Here is a 15,519-nt window from a genome sequence, read left to right on the forward strand (position 1 = left end):
TTCCGAGATTTCGGCCATTCCGCTTCATTTTGCTAAAATAAGCCAGTGTGAAACCTGCTTGTATTTCTGCGGTCAATCCCCATTCTATGCCTTTTCACAAAATTTCAGGCTATGAAACTATCTAAATTATTATCTCTATTTGCTCTATTCGCATCACTTACTCTTGGGGCTCAAGCCCAGCAAAAAGTTGGTTATGTCAACACCGAGGCAGTCATTGCGCTGCTTCCCGTTACCAAGAAAGCCAATGAAGAGTTGGCAGAGATGCAGACCAAGTTCTTGGCTCAAGGCCAGAGCATCCAAGAAGAAATGAAGGCCAAATACGATGATTTGTTGGCTAAGAATGAAGCCGGTCAGCTTTCTGACAACTTACGCCAGCTAGGTCAGCAGGAAATGGGTCAACTTCAGCAAGACCTCGCAGATTACAATCAACAGTCTCAGGATGCCTTGGTGAAACGCCGTTCAGTCCTGTTCAAGCCCATCCTGAAACAGGTCAATGAAACCATTCAGGAAGTCTCCAAGTCTCAGAATTATAGTCTGGTCTTTGATGTTCAAGAAGCCGGTGTTGTTTATGGCGACGTTGATATCAATCTTACCAAGGCTGTTCTCCTTGCATTGGGTGTGGACCAAGCCACGATTGATGCGGCTTCTGGTGGGCAACAGTAGTTTCTCTACTTTATCACTTTCCATACAGGCTGAGAGCGTTCGCGCTCTCGGCCTGTATTGTTTATAGCTGCTATCTCGTTTCAAATATTTTTATGAACCAGCCAGATTTGGTAGTCTTTGATCTGGATTTCACCCTGTGGGATGGTGGCGGTACATGGTGCGATTGCTTGACTCCGCCGTTTTCAGGAGAGGCTGAAGGCGTCTATGATGCCCACGGTCGGCATGTTCAGCTTTACAAAGACGTGCTCCTTATTCTCGACACATTGGATGCCATGCACATTCCCATGGCACTTGCTTCACGGACGCAGAGACCTGATTGGGCAAGGCAGCTATTAGGCCGTCTGGGAATTCGCGGTCGTTTTCAATTTGAGGAAATCTTTCCGGGATCGAAAGTGACTCATCTGAATAAGCTCTGCAACTCGAGCGGTGTTAGTCTCGACGAGATATTGTTCTTTGATGATGAAATGAGGAATCTACATGACCTGCAGCCTCTTGGGATTCAGTGCATCTTTGTTCCTGATGGATTGAACCATAGCCTTTTCAAGCAAGGCCTGGAGTTGTTTAGAAGCTAGACGATCGCCAAAGCTCTTACCGGACTACCATCTCCATCTTTGAGTTTCAGGGGCAGGGCAATGAATTCAACCTGATCTTGCTTGATGAGGTGGAGGTTTTTCAGGCTCTCAACAATAGTGATGTTTGCTCCGAGCAGTATTTGGTGAATTTCAGTTACCTCCAACAAGTCGTTGACGTCAGCTACTGAGGGAGGCTCAACGCCTATTAAGCTGACGCCTTTTTCTACAAACCATTCAGCCAATTCCTTGCTGATTCTAGGCAATCCATCTCTGAATTCGTCGGAGCCAAAAGTTCGCTCCCAGCCTGTTTTTAAAAGGATGCGATCCCCTTTCTGAATCTTTTCAGCATAGGCTCCCAAATCTTCTACCGTGTGAAGCTGACGAGCTTCCACCATGCCGAGGTCGATGACCCAGGCCAATCCAATGCAAACCTCCAAGGGGGTATTGTCGATCGTGTTGCCCTCATTGAAGAAATGCTTGGGCGCATCCATGTGAGTATTCGAATGGGAATACAGGTGCCAGGTGCGAGCATTCCATCCATCTCGATCGACCAAGTGGCTATCCTCAAATTCGATGCCGCGATCTCCAGGGGTTACAGAATGGGTAAGGTCAATTATGGTCGCCATGGCTAAAGTGTAATGAGTTTTGAATACGCCTAGATGATCGCGGGCCAATTGCCTGGCTGCTCGTGCGTCACCTGCTTCAATAGCTTCAAATAGATCTTTGTTTTTTTTTAAGATGAGCCGTCGTTGTTCCTCCGCGTTGGCATGCAATTTCATTACAGATTCCAGTTGATCACGGATCACGGCGTGCATTTGGTTGAAAAAACGATTCCTAGCGGCATCGGCAATTCGTTCATGGAATTCGAGGTCAAGTGAACCAAATGTGTCTTCCTCATTGAGAGCCAATTCCGCTGCATGTAAATTTGAGCGTAAGCCTTCCAGGTCTTTTTCGGTGTGTCTTTGTGCAGCCAAGCCGGCGATCTCAGTTTCCAACACAACTCTGGCTTCATCAAGGTCACCCCTGGATTGGGTGTCGCTTTTGGCCTGCATGGGAAGGAACACATTCTTCAGAGAGTCCATGTTCACTTGTTGGGAAACCCTTGTCGTTTTACCATGGTGAGTGTCGATGGCTCCAATCGCATTGAGTCGGGCTAGACCTTCGCGAAGGCTGAAGCGGCTGACGCCCAGTTTTTTCTGGAGAGTTCGCTCGCTGGGTAGAGGGTCACCGGGCTTAAGTTCACCACTTTTGATTTTTTCTCTAAAGTAATGGAAGATCACTTCCGAGGCAGAGACTTTGGATTCTTCAGGCATAGTTATTACAGGGTTACCGCTTGTCCCGTGGAGGCTGATTCATAACAGGCCTCTACAAGTCTTAGCGTTTTCAAATAATCTTCAGCTTCGGAATCGAAAGGCTGATTGGCTAAAAGTTGATCTACAAAATGTCTTTGCAGGTGATAACAACAGTCACCAGCAAAGTTGAGTCGCGGATGCTCGTACTCAATTTCATGCGGATCTTTACCCAGAGGCTTGAATAGGAGATTCCCATTCAAGTCCATCTGAAGGTGCCCATTGGATCCATCAAGGCGAAGCGTGCCGAATGTGAAGCGAGAATCATTGGTAAGAGCTTCATTGTATCGATTTGCATCGAGGGTGGCGGTTGCTCCATTTTGAAAGTTACAAATGATAAGGCCAGAGTCCTCACCGGCAATGACCGGGTTGCGTTTGTCCAGCTTTGCATAGATCGACTCTATTTCGCCTCCTAGATAGCGGTAAGTATCGAGCCAGTGAACTGCGGTTTCAAACACCAGTAGTTTGGGGTAGTCGCGAAAGTAGGGTTGGCGGTCGAGGTAAGCGTCTTCACCCCAGCCATCTCCCATTCGGGCAAGGAAGTAAATGCTGAAGAGGTCTCCCACAGTACAATCCTCTAGGAGCTCTTTGATCTTTCGATACCAAGGCTGCCATCTGAAATTTTCGTGCACCATAAATCGGGCCTCAGTCGATGAAGCGATCCGTGCGATGGCCACACTCTCTTCAAAGGTAGGGGCCAAAGGCTTTTGGCAGATCATGTGGATATTTCGCTCTGCCAGGTATTCGCATATCTCAAGGTGCGTTTCAGGAGGCGTAATAATATCCACGAAATCCGGTTTTTCCTGATCGATCATCTCCTTCCAGTCGCTGTATGCGTTGGGAATCTGGTAGGCAGCACATTTTTCTTCCGCACGAGAGACGGTTCGGTTGCTAGCGGCTACGATCTTTACCTCAGGAATTCGAGTCCATGCTTCGTACTGGAATTGGGAAAAGTATCCTGCGCCAATAATGGCTCCGGTCAGTGGGGTGCTAGGAAAAGGTGACATCTGGTATCTATCTTAGAACCTGGGAATCTTCGACTGGTCAGACCAGTGTGTCAACCGCTATAATTTTATGACCTGTTTCACTTAGGCTGTCCATCCGATTGTCGTTTGGGGGGCCATATTGGGGGGCAGGATCTGGCTCCATTGTTTCATGAAAATCACTGAATTCAGCCTATTTTCGATAAATCTAAGTTTTTTTTGAAAAATTTTGAACGAATCCATGAACGGCCCGTCTATGTAATCAAAACAAGTTCATAGTTCAGTCTCGTTTGTAGTTTGTTGTTGCGGCGTCCGGAGAAGTCCGGGCGCCGTTTCTTTTTGCCGAATTAGTCCGCCCGCAGTGGGTCGGGGGCCCTTGGGAGGACCCCTGAACCTTTTAGAGGTGGTTGTTTTTCGACTCAGTCCTCCGATAGGAGGAATTAGAACAAATTGGAGTTGAACTTGTAGGCTCAAGCCTATCCTCTATTTAAAACTGGTAAGAGCAGTGCCCCGGATCGATCTACTCTTCCATTCTTTCTTGTATGAAGCATTTTCGTATAGCATTACTTCCTGGCGATGGTATCGGCGCCGAAATTACCGATGAGGCTGTCAAGGTCCTGGAAAAAGTAGCGGAGCTTTCCTGCTTTTCCTTCACTGGAGAGACTTATTCAGTTGGGGCGAACGAATTTCTGGAAAACGGCGATGCACTGCCGCCAGAGACTTTGGAGAAGTGTGCAGCATGTGATGCTATTCTTCTCGGCGCAATGGGGCTTCCTGATGTTCGAGGACCAGGAGGGGTAGAATTAACTCCTCAACTTGATATTCGTGAACAATTGGATCTCTACAATGGGCTACGCCCTGTGAGGTTGTTCCATGAATCAGATACTCCTTTGAAAGGTTATGGAGCTGGGGATATCGACATCATGCTCGTTCGGGAAAATACCGAAGGTTTGTTCTATGGTCGGAAGAATTTGGCTGATATGGAAGCGGAAGCAGCGGAAGACTTGATGCGGATAACCGCCAAGGGCGCAGAAAGAATTTGTCGGGCCGCTTTTGAGCAGGCCATGAAACGGCGCAAGCATGTGACCTTGGTCGACAAGTCAAACGTGCTGCCCTCCATGGCTTATTTCCGAAATATCTTTGATCGGGTGGCCAAAGATTTCCCCGAGGTGGCAACCGAAAGGCAGTATATCGATGCGATGGCCTTGTTCCTGGTACAGCGTCCGAGTGATTTCGACGTGGTTGTAACCGAGAACATGTTTGGAGATATTCTTTCAGATCTCCTGGCGGGTATTGTTGGTGGTATGGGCATGGCGCCTTCGGCGGATATCGGAGACAAGTATGCGGTTTTCCAGCCTTCGCATGGCACGGCACCAAGTATTGCGGGTCAAAACATAGCCAACCCGATTGCCACGATCCTATCTGCCGCTATGATGCTGGAATGGTTGGATACAGATGAAACCAGGCAAGGGGCGGACCTCATATACGGTGCAGTTGAAAATGTATTCAAAGTTTCCGAGAATCGCACTTCCGACATGGGCGGATCACTGACCACAACCTTGATGGGTGCTCTTATTATTGAGGCACTGGAAATGTTAGCCGAGGCGAGCTGATTAATCAGCGCTCGATTTTAAACTTCTGCCGATACTGATTCAGGGTCATGCCGTTATTTTTCTTAAACACGACGGACATGTATTCGGGGTGTTCAAATCCCGTCAGAGACGCAATGTGGGCCAGTGTATAATTGGTTTCCAGTAGTAGCTGTTTGACTTTTTGAATCTGCACTCCCCGGATGTCCACTTGAAGTGTTTTGCCGAGGTACTTTCTGAACCGTCGTTCCAGGCCACTGTCGTTCTCATTGATCTCATTGGTTGGCGGCATTATAATCACCCTGATTAAAAGACCGAGATGAAAGAGGCTTGGAAGCTATTGTTTCCCTCTGATAATTCTATTTTATCGATTCTAATATGAAACTAGGTCTGGGATTGTACCGTCACATGTTGACGCCTGAGCACTTCCGCTTTGCTAAGCAGGCGGGAGCCACTCATATTGTAGCTCACTACACAGATTACTTTAACAGTGGCACCCTCAACAGTCGGGAAGACCAACCGACCGGTTCCAATCAGGGATGGGGACTGGCAGGTGATCCAAATCAAGTATGGTCCTATGAGGAGTTAAAGGCTCTACGAAAGGCGGTTGAAGCTGAGGGATTGGTCTTGGAAGCCTTGGAAAATTTCGATCCAGCTCATTGGCACGATGTGTTGCTGGATGGCCCTAAAAAAGCGGAGCAAATGGAGAATGTGAAAACCATTATCCGGAATGTGGGGCGAGCAGGGATCCCTGTCTTTGGCTACAACTTCAGTCTGGCAGGAGTGGCTGGTCGTACGAAGGGACCCTATGCCAGGGGAGGAGCGGAGTCCGTTGGCATGGAGGGACCGGAGGATACCCCTATGCCCAATGGCATGGTTTGGAATATGATTTACGATCCGGATGCTCCGGAAGGGAATGTCCCGCCTGCCACTCATGAAGAGCTTTGGCAGCGTCTTGAGTATTTCCTGGAGGAAATTTTACCGGTTGCTGAGGAATCCGGTGTTAAAATGGCCGCACACCCGGATGACCCGCCTTGTGAATATGTAAGGGGGCAACCGCGTCTTGTTTATCAGCCACATCTTTATCAGAAACTACTCGATCTGAAACCACATGCAGCAAATACCCTGGAGTTTTGTATTGGTAGTCTCGCCGAAATGACGGAAGGGGACATTTATGAGTCAGTACAGCAGTATAGCGCGCAGCAGAAGATTGCCTATGTGCACTTTCGTAATGTGCGGGGGAAAGTTCCCGATTATAAGGAAACCTTTATCGATGAAGGGGACGTAGACATGGTCAAAGTCCTACAAATATTAAAGCGAAATCAGTATGAAGGGGTATTGATCCCCGACCATACTCCTCAAATGAGTTGTGAGGCTCCGTGGCATGCCGGAATGGCCTATGCCCTTGGTTACCTCAAAGCAGCGATCCGCCTGCTCGAAGCAGAATAGTGGAGGATTGATTGCAAGAGCAGAATGAGTGGAAACCTTCTGCGTTTTACCGGTCTACCTAAGAAATCTATGAAACTGGTATACTTGCTATTCTCCTGGCTGTAATTGCAAAGAGTCTGAGCGCAGCTTGTGAAATCTTTAGAAGCTTATTGATAGTCGAATTTGATGAGCTTGCTCTTTTTATGAGGTACTTGGTTGCCGGAACAACCTGCACATTTGAAGGCGTTTGAAACGTTTGGGGTTTCATTACTGCTGGTCTGAGCGTGGACTATCCTTCGTTGGGAAGTGCCTGGTAACTCATTTGTGAAAGAGAAATCGCACCGCCCACCTCAACTGAGAAAGGAGTCAGTCCAGCTTGAGGTTGAGACCCGAAGTTTACGGTGATAGATACCTCTCCCTCTGGTGTCAAAAAAGTGCTTCTTTGAATGAGTCGATCATCACTCAAGTATTCAAAGTCTATAAGCGGAGCCGGGGCTAGCTTTCGATGAAGTGGAGACCAGAATGTGTAATGCTTAAGGATCTTTTCTTTCCGCGTCTCCCAAATAGCACGATTGAGATGGTACATGGGTGGAACCATGTAGAGGATTTCGATTAATTCACGTGTGTGCTCGATATCTGCAAACTTAAGGGAATCAAAATTCCAGTGATGAGTGGTAACGAGCTCATCCCCGACCGCGGCCTGATATAGTGGGATCCGATTTACAGGATCAAAATAAGGGGCATTCAAGCCAGGTGGAACCGGAATGGGTTTGAAATACATTTCGGGCTGATGAGGAGGCCAATGCCTCCCTAAAAAATGAGGACTCTGTTTGTCCTTAAATGCTGGAGAAAGATGGCCAATGTAGGGTGTGTTTACTCCATGGCCGTAATGAATTACATCAGCAAAAACTATTGAACCACCTTCGCTTCCCACGACCATGCCCTTACTGGATTCAATCCAGTTTAGCCGGTGACGTCTCAGTTGTGAATCATCCATGCGATTAGCCGAGTGTAATGCATGATAGTCATCGAAACATTCTCCGGTGGCATCGCAGTCGATGAACCAGGTCGAATAGTTTGTTTGGCTAACGATACCGTTCACACGGTCTTGCACATACGGCCATGCTGCTTGCGGGGAAAAATGATAGCCGATTCCCTTGAAGCCTCCGTGGCCTGAACCATCGAAATTAATAACACGACCTACTTCAAATGCGTCCTTGTCGAATTGTGCGGTTTCCCAGGTGTCGTCGGGTTCGGCCTCTGGCGAGTGAACGGAATGATAGGAATCATAGGGGCCTATAAGGAAGCCCAGCTCTTTGGCGTAGGCCGCCACATCAGGTTTTGCGGAATATCCGTAAAGATCACTGAGGACTAGGTTTGCTCGATCAATTCCTGCTTCGCTTATCGCATCGAGGAGTGGCTTTGAAAATCCATCTCCCCATTGATCTGTGGGTTTTAGGAAGTGAGGGAACTGAGATTTAAAGGCCGCTTTGTTTTGTCCTGAAACTTCAGTCGGGTGAGCAGTCTCGTTGAGTCCAAGCAAGCTTGAGTCGGTAAGAGCCGCATTGATGGTGTCGGCGACTCCTTGAGTTAGATAGGCGGCAGGCCAGTCTGACTGAGAAAGTTCTTTAAGCTGCTCCCTTTGTTCAGGAGCAAAAAGCTGTGTGAGCTTGTCTCCAAAACTGGAAGAGGGGGAGTTGTTTAAGGCTTTTGCAAATCCCACCCATTTGTTTCTTGGGACATCATGATCGCTGAATAGTGCAGATCCCCATAGGTAAAAATGGGGGGCTCCCAATAGTCTTTCAACCTTCGGAAGGTCGCTTATCTTTTGTCCCAAAGTTCTTACTGGTGGGATGGCCCCTAATTCCTTGGCTGACTTCCTCCAATCCCGAAAAGCGTGTGCAGCCGCTAACGGAGTTGCTGGTCGCCTGACCGTTACGATCTCTACTGGGCTTGCATCTAGTCTGCCAGGGGGTAATTCTATGCGAATACCTAGTGATTTACCTGCCACTATTTTCCCATAGTGTGGCCAAGGTGCGATTATGATTAAGGTTTGATCTCCGTAGTTAGCGCCGAGAACAGGTAGCTCCATGAGCGACCAAGAGCGGCTTTCGAGAAGCCACTTTATTTGTGCTGGATTTTTTGGATCAACTTCAACGCCAGCTGCGATGGGTAATTTGAAAGAGGTAGCTCCTTCAGGGAACCACCACGTAACCATTTCGGTGCTATCTGTAGCTTGGAGTTGGATCGTAAAGTCGGTCGAGAAATCGGAGGATTCGAGTTGAATCTCCGAGCCTGCTAATACCAATGAAATGCCTTGGGTGAGGAATAGAAAGCTCAGGCAATAGTGGTTAATTTTAAAGGGTGGGAGGGTCAATGGCAGCATGAAAAAAGTAGGATGGTTTTAGAGATAATATTCGATCGGAATAGTTCCCTTTTCCCTTAGTGACCTGCAACACGCAATAGGAATTGGGTACAAAAAAGCGCCCCTGGTTTCCCAGAGGTGCTTAAATGGGTTAGGCACTTAGCTTAGAAAGTAAACATATTGGAGATTTCCCACTCTTGCCCTGGACGGATCCGCCAATCGTTAACAGCATTTACCATCCAGAGTATTCTTCGAGCCATTAAATGAACCGAATAACAAGCCAATACCCGAAAAGCGGAATGCTTTGATCCCCCAGGTAGTGGACGTTATCCGAACAACGAATCGAGGACGTCCTCTGGTGCTGGGAGTTGCACATTGGAGTAATGTAGAATATCTGCCTCAGCTGATTTTGCCCTCAGATCCCCATCTTATATTGAGCTCTCATTATTATAGCCCTCATGAGTTTACCCATCAAGGGACTCCTTGGTCTCAGCCCAAGTATCGGGATGCAAAGGGTATTCGATGGATGGGTACGGAAGAAGAAAAACAAAGAATTACACGCGATTTTATGATTGCTGTGGAGTACGCCCGGGAGAAAGAGGTCCCCATTTATCTGGGTGAGTCCGGGGCCTATCAGGCGGCTGATATGGAATCGCGGATTCGCTGGACTGAATTTGTTGCCGACGAAGCACGTCGTCTCGGTATGTCTGTGGCTTGCTGGGAATTCATTGCGAACTTCGGGCTTTATGACGGTGCTAGAGATGAGTGGAGATTGGGGCTAAGGGACGCGGTTTTGCCCTGAATGGGAAGCGATATCTTTTTATTAAGAGATTGAGCTTTCCGCCATTCGAAAATGAGGCATATTGTCTAATCTATTCGTCTCATGGATAAAAAATCAGTTTCTTTTCTTGCTCTGGGCCTTGTCATAGGTGCCGTGCTCACAACGGGCATCTTCTCGCTCATTACCGGTGGAGGGGGTTCCGAGGGAGGCCAACAAAAGGTGGTCCTTAAATTAGCTCACGTTCTCCCAGCTTCCGCACCGGTTCACAAAGCCATGGTTCGCATGTCGGAACTTGCAGCTGAGAAATCCGCTGGACTCGTAGACATACAGGTATTTCCCAATGGCCAACTCGGTGGTGAAACCGAGACGATTGAGCAAATGCAGCGTGGAGCGTTAGCGATGGTGAAGGCATCGACCGCACCTATGGAAGGGTTCATACCCGAGATGGCTGTGTTTAGCGTGCCGTATCTCTTCCGCGACGAGGATCACTATTGGAAGGTGCTCAATGGTGATATCGGGCAAGGCGTTTTGCGAAAAGGTGCGGAGGTTGGGATTCGAGGTTTGTGTTACTATGATAGTGGCGCTCGAAGTTTCTACACGGTCGATAAACCAGTGCTTACTCCGGCGGATCTGCAGGGTATGAAAATCCGAGTGATGAACAGCAAGACAGCCATGGATATGGTCGACACCTTGGGCGGGTCACCCACGCCCATTCCGTTTGGTGAACTCTATACGGCTTTGCAGCAGAGTATGGTTGATGGCGCTGAAAATAATCCACCCAGCATGTATGATACCCGTCACTGGGAAGTAGCAAAGCACTACAGTATGGATGAGCATGCACGCATTCCAGATATCGTTTTATTCAGTCAAAAGATTTGGGAATCTCTCTCTCCTCAAGTGAAACAGTGGGTACAGGAGGCTGCGGACGAGTCAGTGGTCTATCAAAGGCAAATTTGGAGTGAGTATGTAGAAGAATGCTTAACAAACCTGGAAGCAGAAGGCGTCAAGATATACCGCCCCTCCAAAGAACCGTTTCAAGAAATGGCGAAGGGGATGTATAGTAATTTCGATGGAACGCCCGTTCGGTCATTGATCGAGCAAATTCAATCAATCAAATAAAGGACTCGTACCCATGAAATCCTTACGAGATATCCTGGTCAAATTCCTTGAGTGGTTTCTGATCTTCGCTTTCGCAGTTTTAACACTGGATGTTCTTTGGGGCGTTTTCTCCAGGTATGTCCTGGGTGCTCAATCTGTTTGGACGGAGGAGTTGGCTATCAATTTGTTGATCTGGGTATCTCTCTTGGGTGCGGCTCTCACTTATGAGGAGAAGGGACACCTGGGCGTGGACTACTTTGTCGGTAAGCTGCATCCGGAAGCCCGAAAGCTGGGTGCGGTATTTGTAGAGCTGATGGTGCTTTTCTTTGCCGGATTCGGTCTTTTATACGGTGGTTGGTTGTCGGTGAGCGAAACGCTCGCCGCAGGACAAGTGACTCCCGCACTGGGTTGGCAAAAGGGGTATCTATACACCGCTGCGCCTATTTCCGGTCTGTTTTTCATAATCTTCAGTATCGAACATTTGATTCAGCTATTTACCGGCTACACAACTCAGGTTGATTCAGTCTCGGAGGAAGGAGGAGACCTCTAATGGATCCACAAGTTTTAATCCTCGTTGTTGTTTTCTTTGGGTTGCTAATCCTTCACGTGCCAATCGCCGTGTGTATTGCGGTGGCCACGATCGTTACCATTTTGTCTTTGGGTGACGTACCCACCGGCTATATCGTTGCCCAGAAGATGTCAGCTGGAATTGCCAGTTTCCCGCTACTCGCCATTCCTTTCTTTGTATTGTCAGGCGTTTTGATGGGGGAGGGTGGCATGGCTCGGAGACTGATGGATTTTGCCAATGCGGTTGTCGGTCGTTTTCATGGAGGGCTTGCCTACGTGAATACCATGACCTGCATGATGTTTGGCGCCATTTCGGGCTCAGCAGCTGCTGCGGTATCATCGATTGGTGGCTTTATGATTCCCGAGATGGAGCGAAAAAACTATGGCCGCGAATTCAGTGTCGCTCTGACTACCACCTCTGCAACGACTGGGCTTTTAATTCCGCCTAGTAACATCATGATCGTTTACGCGGTCGTGGCTGGGAACGTATCCGTTGCCGGCCTTTTCCTTGGGGGCATTGTACCTGGTGTAATCATGGGTCTGTTAATTATGGGCGCCTGTTTCCTTATGAATCGGTCACAGGAAGTCGGGTCCGGTGAGGTGGCCTCCGTTAAGCAGGTATTCGTGAGTTTCTGGCAGGCATTCCCCAGTTTATTTTTAGTATTTATTGTTATAGGAGGAATTCTTGGAGGTGTCTTCTCTGCAACGGAGGCCTCTGCTGTCGCTGTTCTTTACGCCGTTATCCTTGGAGTAGTTATTTACCGTGAGGTAAGCGTGAGTGATCTTCCGCGAATATTGTTACGGGCTGCAAAAACCACTTCTGTGGTTATGATCTTGGTGGGTGCCAGCCAAGCAATGGGCTGGGTGCTCGCGTATGAGCAAATTCCTCAAACCGTCAGTTCCGCCTTGCTCGCAATATCGGAAAACAAGTTCGTCATTCTGCTCATCATCAATCTGCTGCTGTTGATTGTTGGTACATTTATGGACATGACTCCGGCGGTCTTGATTTTTACACCCATCCTCTGGCCGGTTGTTGAAAAACTGGGAATTGAACCGGTCCACTTTGGCATCTTTATGATAGCCAATCTCTGTATAGGCCTTTGTACCCCTCCAGTGGGTACGTGTTTATTCATTGGTTGTGGTGTTGGAAAAACCAGCATTGCCAAAGTTGTAAAACCTTTGATCCCGATCTTTGTGGCTATGGTCATAGGCTTGTTGCTGATTACTTATGTCCCCGCGCTTTCGACCTGGTTGCCAGGTGTGTTTGGGCTGTAGTAGACATGTTCCATTTATGTCCCACGAGGGTAGGGCGACCTCGCCGACTGTGTCGGGTCGAAGCCTCGCGCGAAGCCTGAGGGCGCCGTTCGTCGTTGTAAGCAGACAGTGCTGGTGTCGTTACCTCGCTCCTCGAAACGGCGATCTGTCCCTACCTTTCCTTCAATCGGTAAAATTTCGTCTCACCCGAAAAGCTCTCATCTACGTAAGGAAACTGACCTTCAAGGTCGAGATCCTCAAATATGCCTTCGCTTGTCCAGACTTCCAAGTCGGTGGAAATTTCCAATTCATAAGTGCTGTCGTCGGCCGCCGATAGATTAAGGCTGACTTTATCACCTTTCACTTCCGCTTGAATGCTTGGTGGCGAGTACGGCACGAGCACAATATTATCCAGCATCACAAAAGTGTAGTTGTTCTCACCACTTCCATTATTGCTCAGTGTGAATCGAATGCGGAGTGTGTCTCCTCGAAAATCACTCAGGCTAACTCTTCGTCTTTGAATCCCGGAATCTGGGCTTATGGCGCTTGAACTAGGGTGGTAAATTGCTAGGGGAGTCATTACTGGATCTCCGTTTTCTCTTTCAATGTGCAGGTCAAACGGGGTTCCGCTAAATGCACCCAACAATTGGGCAGAGCCTCGATAATCAAACGATAGGTTTATATTCTCAATGTTCGGAACTTGAATTAATTGTGCCACTTCAATGGTGCCCACTTCCTGGCCTCTTAGTCCAAGCGTTAGGGCTGCATTTCCAACCGTCGGTTCGATCGGAAAACAGGAACCGGCACCTCGGAATTCAACATTGGGAGCGAGCTCGAACTCGTCGACTGCCGTGATGGTCCAGCCTTCCGTGCCCCCAGTTTCAAAGTTTCCATTTTGTATAGGGACTTCATCTGTTTGTGCATTGGAGAGCATGAGCGTGAAGGAGCTTTCCTGGTTTTTTATCAGGCTAAAATCAGTTGAGCTTTCGATACCGTCTAATTTGGCAGAAACATGGTAGTCTCCAAAGAATCCCCTTTCAGAGAAACTCCCACTTGTATGGGTCCTTCCATTGAAATCATTCCACCAATCTCCGAAAACTAACGCTTCATAAGCCAGGCCATTGGGCTTTGGGCTCCAATCATTCCTGAATAAGGCAGAATTGGTTTTGTTGATTTGGCTTTCCCAAAAACCCCACAGCTGAATGCCAACCGTTTTCGGATGACTGAAGATCAGGGTGTGGAAATCCCTCAGGTAATCGGCCTGCATTGCTTCATCTTCGGTATCAATAGTAAACTCAGTGACACGAATATCCAACTCCGGAAATTTAGCGGTATAGCGCTGAAGAACATCCCAAAGAATTGGAATGCGAGTAGGTGAGTTGTTGAAGTGACCCTGCATGCCCATGGCGTCGATGGGGGCATTGTTGTCTAATAGGAATTGAATATGGTCTTCGTAGTTTTGCTGGTGAGTCGCGTTGCGACCTCTACCCGATAAAATGCTATAGTCGTTCAGGTAGAGTGCTTGAGTAGGAAGTACGGCGCGCGCTGCATTGAACCAGTCCACCATCACTTCGTTACCAAAGGCGTCCATGAGATCGTGATTGTCAAAGGTTTCATTGATGACGTCCCACTCATCGATGAATGGCGCGGATTGTGTCCCAACATCGGCGATATGATCCAAGACTGCTTTTTTCGCTGCGGGATCTGTGTTTGCCGGATCCCCATCCGGGATGTAGGCTTTCATGAAGTTCGGCAAGTGGCGTTCCGACGGCCAAACCATAACATGGGCTCGTGCATAGAGTCCGTTTTCTTTCATCCATTGCGCAGCTGCCAAGGCCTCCTCAGGCCCCCCTCCCCAGTCACCAGCCCAGGGAGGCCACTTAAAGGCATTGAAAGGTCCGGCTTGATTAAACAATTCCAAAACCTTTGCACGGTACTGATCATTCTCGGCGCTGTCGTCCACGATTCGTCCTGCCGATACGGCCGTTCCAAAGTGGTATGCATGTCGTTGAAATTCAAGGGAAACATCTGCGTTTGAGACCGGGTTTCCATTGGCGTCGAATACGTGCAACCGAATCGGCCCCTTTCTGTACTGCTCAATTCGTTCTGCCGCTTCCGATCGCCAAGCAGCATCTGGATCTCTGCCTAAATAGCTGGGTTTGGTCTTTGGCAGGTCTTCGACAGTAAGACTATTTTTGTAGTTCAGAAACTCAACACCGCCTAACTCTTAAGATTGAGGATGCGCTCCTCCGCCAATACCAAATAGGAGGGCAAGATCACCTGCCGGTTGCTCCTCAGTCATCTGGAATGGAAACAGAAATTCCTGCCATCCATCTTCCTTGAATGCTGAGACCTCCCTTACGAGATACTTAGTAAAGTTTGGTGCTGGGCTCTGTGGGTAAACGGTTGTGAAGGAGGTTCCGGTTTCGTCCTCCGGTGAGATGGATCTAAAGAAGAAGCGCAGCATCATCACATCACCGTTTTCGGTATCCTCAATGGATGAAAAAGAAACCTGACCATTGAAGAAAGCCCCATTGGGATTGGTCACCGTTACCCGGATGGCTTGATCGAAGTCTGGATGGTCCGCTTCCACGACCTCGCGGGAACCGACCGGCCCATCATTGTTGCCGTTCCAGAATCCATGAGCCGCAATGGGGTCGGCTGCGATCATAGATACGCCGCCCTCAGGCAGGTTTGTGGCAGCCTGGCTAGAAAATGTGACGCCGGTGATCCAGGTCACTAGCATCCAAAAGCATTTTCTCGGGTAATCTTTCATGTTATTAATTTTCCTCAAGAGAGGCTAGTGAGTAACTGGGGATTTTGGAACGAGATGATAAGATGAGATTTGGTAATCAAAATATAGCTCAAAA

At 48.4% G+C, this 15,519-nt stretch carries 14 protein-coding genes; 8 read left to right on the plus strand and 6 right to left on the minus strand.

The window, feature by feature from the left end; translation table 11 throughout:
• Positions 1-111 precede the first annotated feature (111 nt).
• Positions 112-663, plus strand: coding sequence for an OmpH family outer membrane protein (locus GA003_01215; protein QXD28632.1), 552 nt, complete (start codon positions 112-114; stop codon positions 661-663).
• A 92-nt stretch (positions 664-755) separates the two neighbouring features.
• Positions 756-1,235, plus strand: coding sequence for a magnesium-dependent phosphatase-1 (locus GA003_01220; protein QXD28633.1), 480 nt, complete (start codon positions 756-758; stop codon positions 1,233-1,235).
• Here the strand turns inward: GA003_01220 and GA003_01225 are convergent.
• A complete protein-coding gene (locus tag GA003_01225; GenBank protein ID QXD28634.1) occupies positions 1,232-2,548 on the minus strand; it encodes a cyclase family protein in 1,317 nt (438 codons plus the stop codon). The two genes, GA003_01220 and GA003_01225, sit on opposite strands and share 4 nt — an antisense overlap.
• 5 nt (positions 2,549-2,553) lie before the next feature.
• Positions 2,554-3,591 carry a Gfo/Idh/MocA family oxidoreductase gene (locus GA003_01230; GenBank protein ID QXD28635.1) on the minus strand — a complete coding sequence of 346 codons (1,038 nt, stop codon included), beginning with the start codon at positions 3,589-3,591 and terminating at the stop codon, positions 2,554-2,556.
• Between the two features lie 518 nt (positions 3,592-4,109).
• Between GA003_01230 and GA003_01235 the strand changes: the two genes are divergently transcribed.
• Complete coding sequence (locus tag GA003_01235) at positions 4,110-5,180, plus strand: isocitrate/isopropylmalate dehydrogenase family protein (protein QXD28636.1); 1,071 nt, start codon at positions 4,110-4,112, stop codon at positions 5,178-5,180.
• Positions 5,181-5,184: 4 nt separating this feature from the next.
• Here GA003_01235 and GA003_01240 read toward each other — a convergent pair whose 3' ends face one another.
• Positions 5,185-5,448, minus strand: a complete 264-nt coding sequence (locus GA003_01240; protein ID QXD28637.1) for a helix-turn-helix transcriptional regulator — start codon at positions 5,446-5,448, stop codon at positions 5,185-5,187.
• An 86-nt stretch (positions 5,449-5,534) separates the two neighbouring features.
• On the opposite strand from GA003_01240, the gene GA003_01245 reads away from it, so the two are divergent.
• A complete protein-coding gene (locus GA003_01245; GenBank protein ID QXD28638.1) occupies positions 5,535-6,605 on the plus strand; it encodes a mannonate dehydratase in 1,071 nt (356 codons plus the stop codon).
• A gap of 268 nt (positions 6,606-6,873) precedes the next feature.
• Here GA003_01245 and GA003_01250 read toward each other — a convergent pair whose 3' ends face one another.
• Positions 6,874-8,970, minus strand: coding sequence for a glycoside hydrolase (locus GA003_01250; protein QXD28639.1), 2,097 nt, complete (start codon positions 8,968-8,970; stop codon positions 6,874-6,876).
• 262 nt (positions 8,971-9,232) lie between these two features.
• Between GA003_01250 and GA003_01255 the strand changes: the two genes are divergently transcribed.
• The 4 genes from GA003_01255 to GA003_01270 all read left to right on the plus strand — a co-directional run bounded on the left by GA003_01255 (position 9,233) and on the right by GA003_01270 (position 12,670).
• Positions 9,233-9,751, plus strand: a complete 519-nt coding sequence (locus GA003_01255; protein QXD30308.1) for a glycoside hydrolase family 5 protein — start codon at positions 9,233-9,235, stop codon at positions 9,749-9,751.
• A gap of 81 nt (positions 9,752-9,832) precedes the next feature.
• Positions 9,833-10,849, plus strand: coding sequence for a TRAP transporter substrate-binding protein (locus tag GA003_01260; protein ID QXD28640.1), 1,017 nt, complete (start codon positions 9,833-9,835; stop codon positions 10,847-10,849).
• Between the two features lie 13 nt (positions 10,850-10,862).
• Positions 10,863-11,378, plus strand: coding sequence for a TRAP transporter small permease (locus tag GA003_01265; protein QXD28641.1), 516 nt, complete (start codon positions 10,863-10,865; stop codon positions 11,376-11,378).
• Positions 11,378-12,670, plus strand: coding sequence for a TRAP transporter large permease (locus GA003_01270; protein QXD28642.1), 1,293 nt, complete (start codon positions 11,378-11,380; stop codon positions 12,668-12,670). The genes GA003_01265 and GA003_01270 overlap by 1 nt, the downstream gene beginning before the upstream one ends.
• A gap of 151 nt (positions 12,671-12,821) precedes the next feature.
• Here GA003_01270 and GA003_01275 read toward each other — a convergent pair whose 3' ends face one another.
• Complete coding sequence (locus tag GA003_01275; GenBank protein ID QXD28643.1) at positions 12,822-14,720, minus strand: endo-1,4-beta-xylanase; 1,899 nt, start codon at positions 14,718-14,720, stop codon at positions 12,822-12,824.
• Between the two features lie 156 nt (positions 14,721-14,876).
• Positions 14,877-15,425 (minus strand): hypothetical protein, encoded by a 549-nt coding sequence (locus GA003_01280; protein QXD28644.1) that lies wholly within the window; start codon positions 15,423-15,425, stop codon positions 14,877-14,879.
• Between the last annotated feature and the right edge of the window lie 94 nt (positions 15,426-15,519).

Source organism: Opitutia bacterium ISCC 52 (assembly GCA_014529675.2).
Classification (GTDB): domain Bacteria; phylum Verrucomicrobiota; class Verrucomicrobiia; order Opitutales; family UBA2995; genus UBA2995.

Excerpts from the sequence above, each read along its gene's own strand:
- GA003_01215 (QXD28632.1), top strand. The coding sequence starts at position 112 with ATGAAACTATCTAAATTATTATCTCTATTTGCTCTATTCGCATCACTT.
- GA003_01220 (QXD28633.1), top strand. The coding sequence starts at position 756 with ATGAACCAGCCAGATTTGGTAGTCTTTGATCTGGATTTCACCCTGTGG.
- GA003_01225 (QXD28634.1), bottom strand. The coding sequence starts at position 2,548 with ATGCCTGAAGAATCCAAAGTCTCTGCCTCGGAAGTGATCTTCCATTAC.
- GA003_01230 (QXD28635.1), bottom strand. The coding sequence starts at position 3,591 with ATGTCACCTTTTCCTAGCACCCCACTGACCGGAGCCATTATTGGCGCA.
- GA003_01235 (QXD28636.1), top strand. The coding sequence starts at position 4,110 with ATGAAGCATTTTCGTATAGCATTACTTCCTGGCGATGGTATCGGCGCC.
- GA003_01240 (QXD28637.1), bottom strand. The coding sequence starts at position 5,448 with ATGCCGCCAACCAATGAGATCAATGAGAACGACAGTGGCCTGGAACGA.
- GA003_01245 (QXD28638.1), top strand. The coding sequence starts at position 5,535 with ATGAAACTAGGTCTGGGATTGTACCGTCACATGTTGACGCCTGAGCAC.
- GA003_01250 (QXD28639.1), bottom strand. The coding sequence starts at position 8,970 with ATGCTGCCATTGACCCTCCCACCCTTTAAAATTAACCACTATTGCCTG.
- GA003_01260 (QXD28640.1), top strand. The coding sequence starts at position 9,833 with ATGGATAAAAAATCAGTTTCTTTTCTTGCTCTGGGCCTTGTCATAGGT.
- GA003_01265 (QXD28641.1), top strand. The coding sequence starts at position 10,863 with ATGAAATCCTTACGAGATATCCTGGTCAAATTCCTTGAGTGGTTTCTG.
- GA003_01270 (QXD28642.1), top strand. The coding sequence starts at position 11,378 with ATGGATCCACAAGTTTTAATCCTCGTTGTTGTTTTCTTTGGGTTGCTA.
- GA003_01280 (QXD28644.1), bottom strand. The coding sequence starts at position 15,425 with ATGAAAGATTACCCGAGAAAATGCTTTTGGATGCTAGTGACCTGGATC.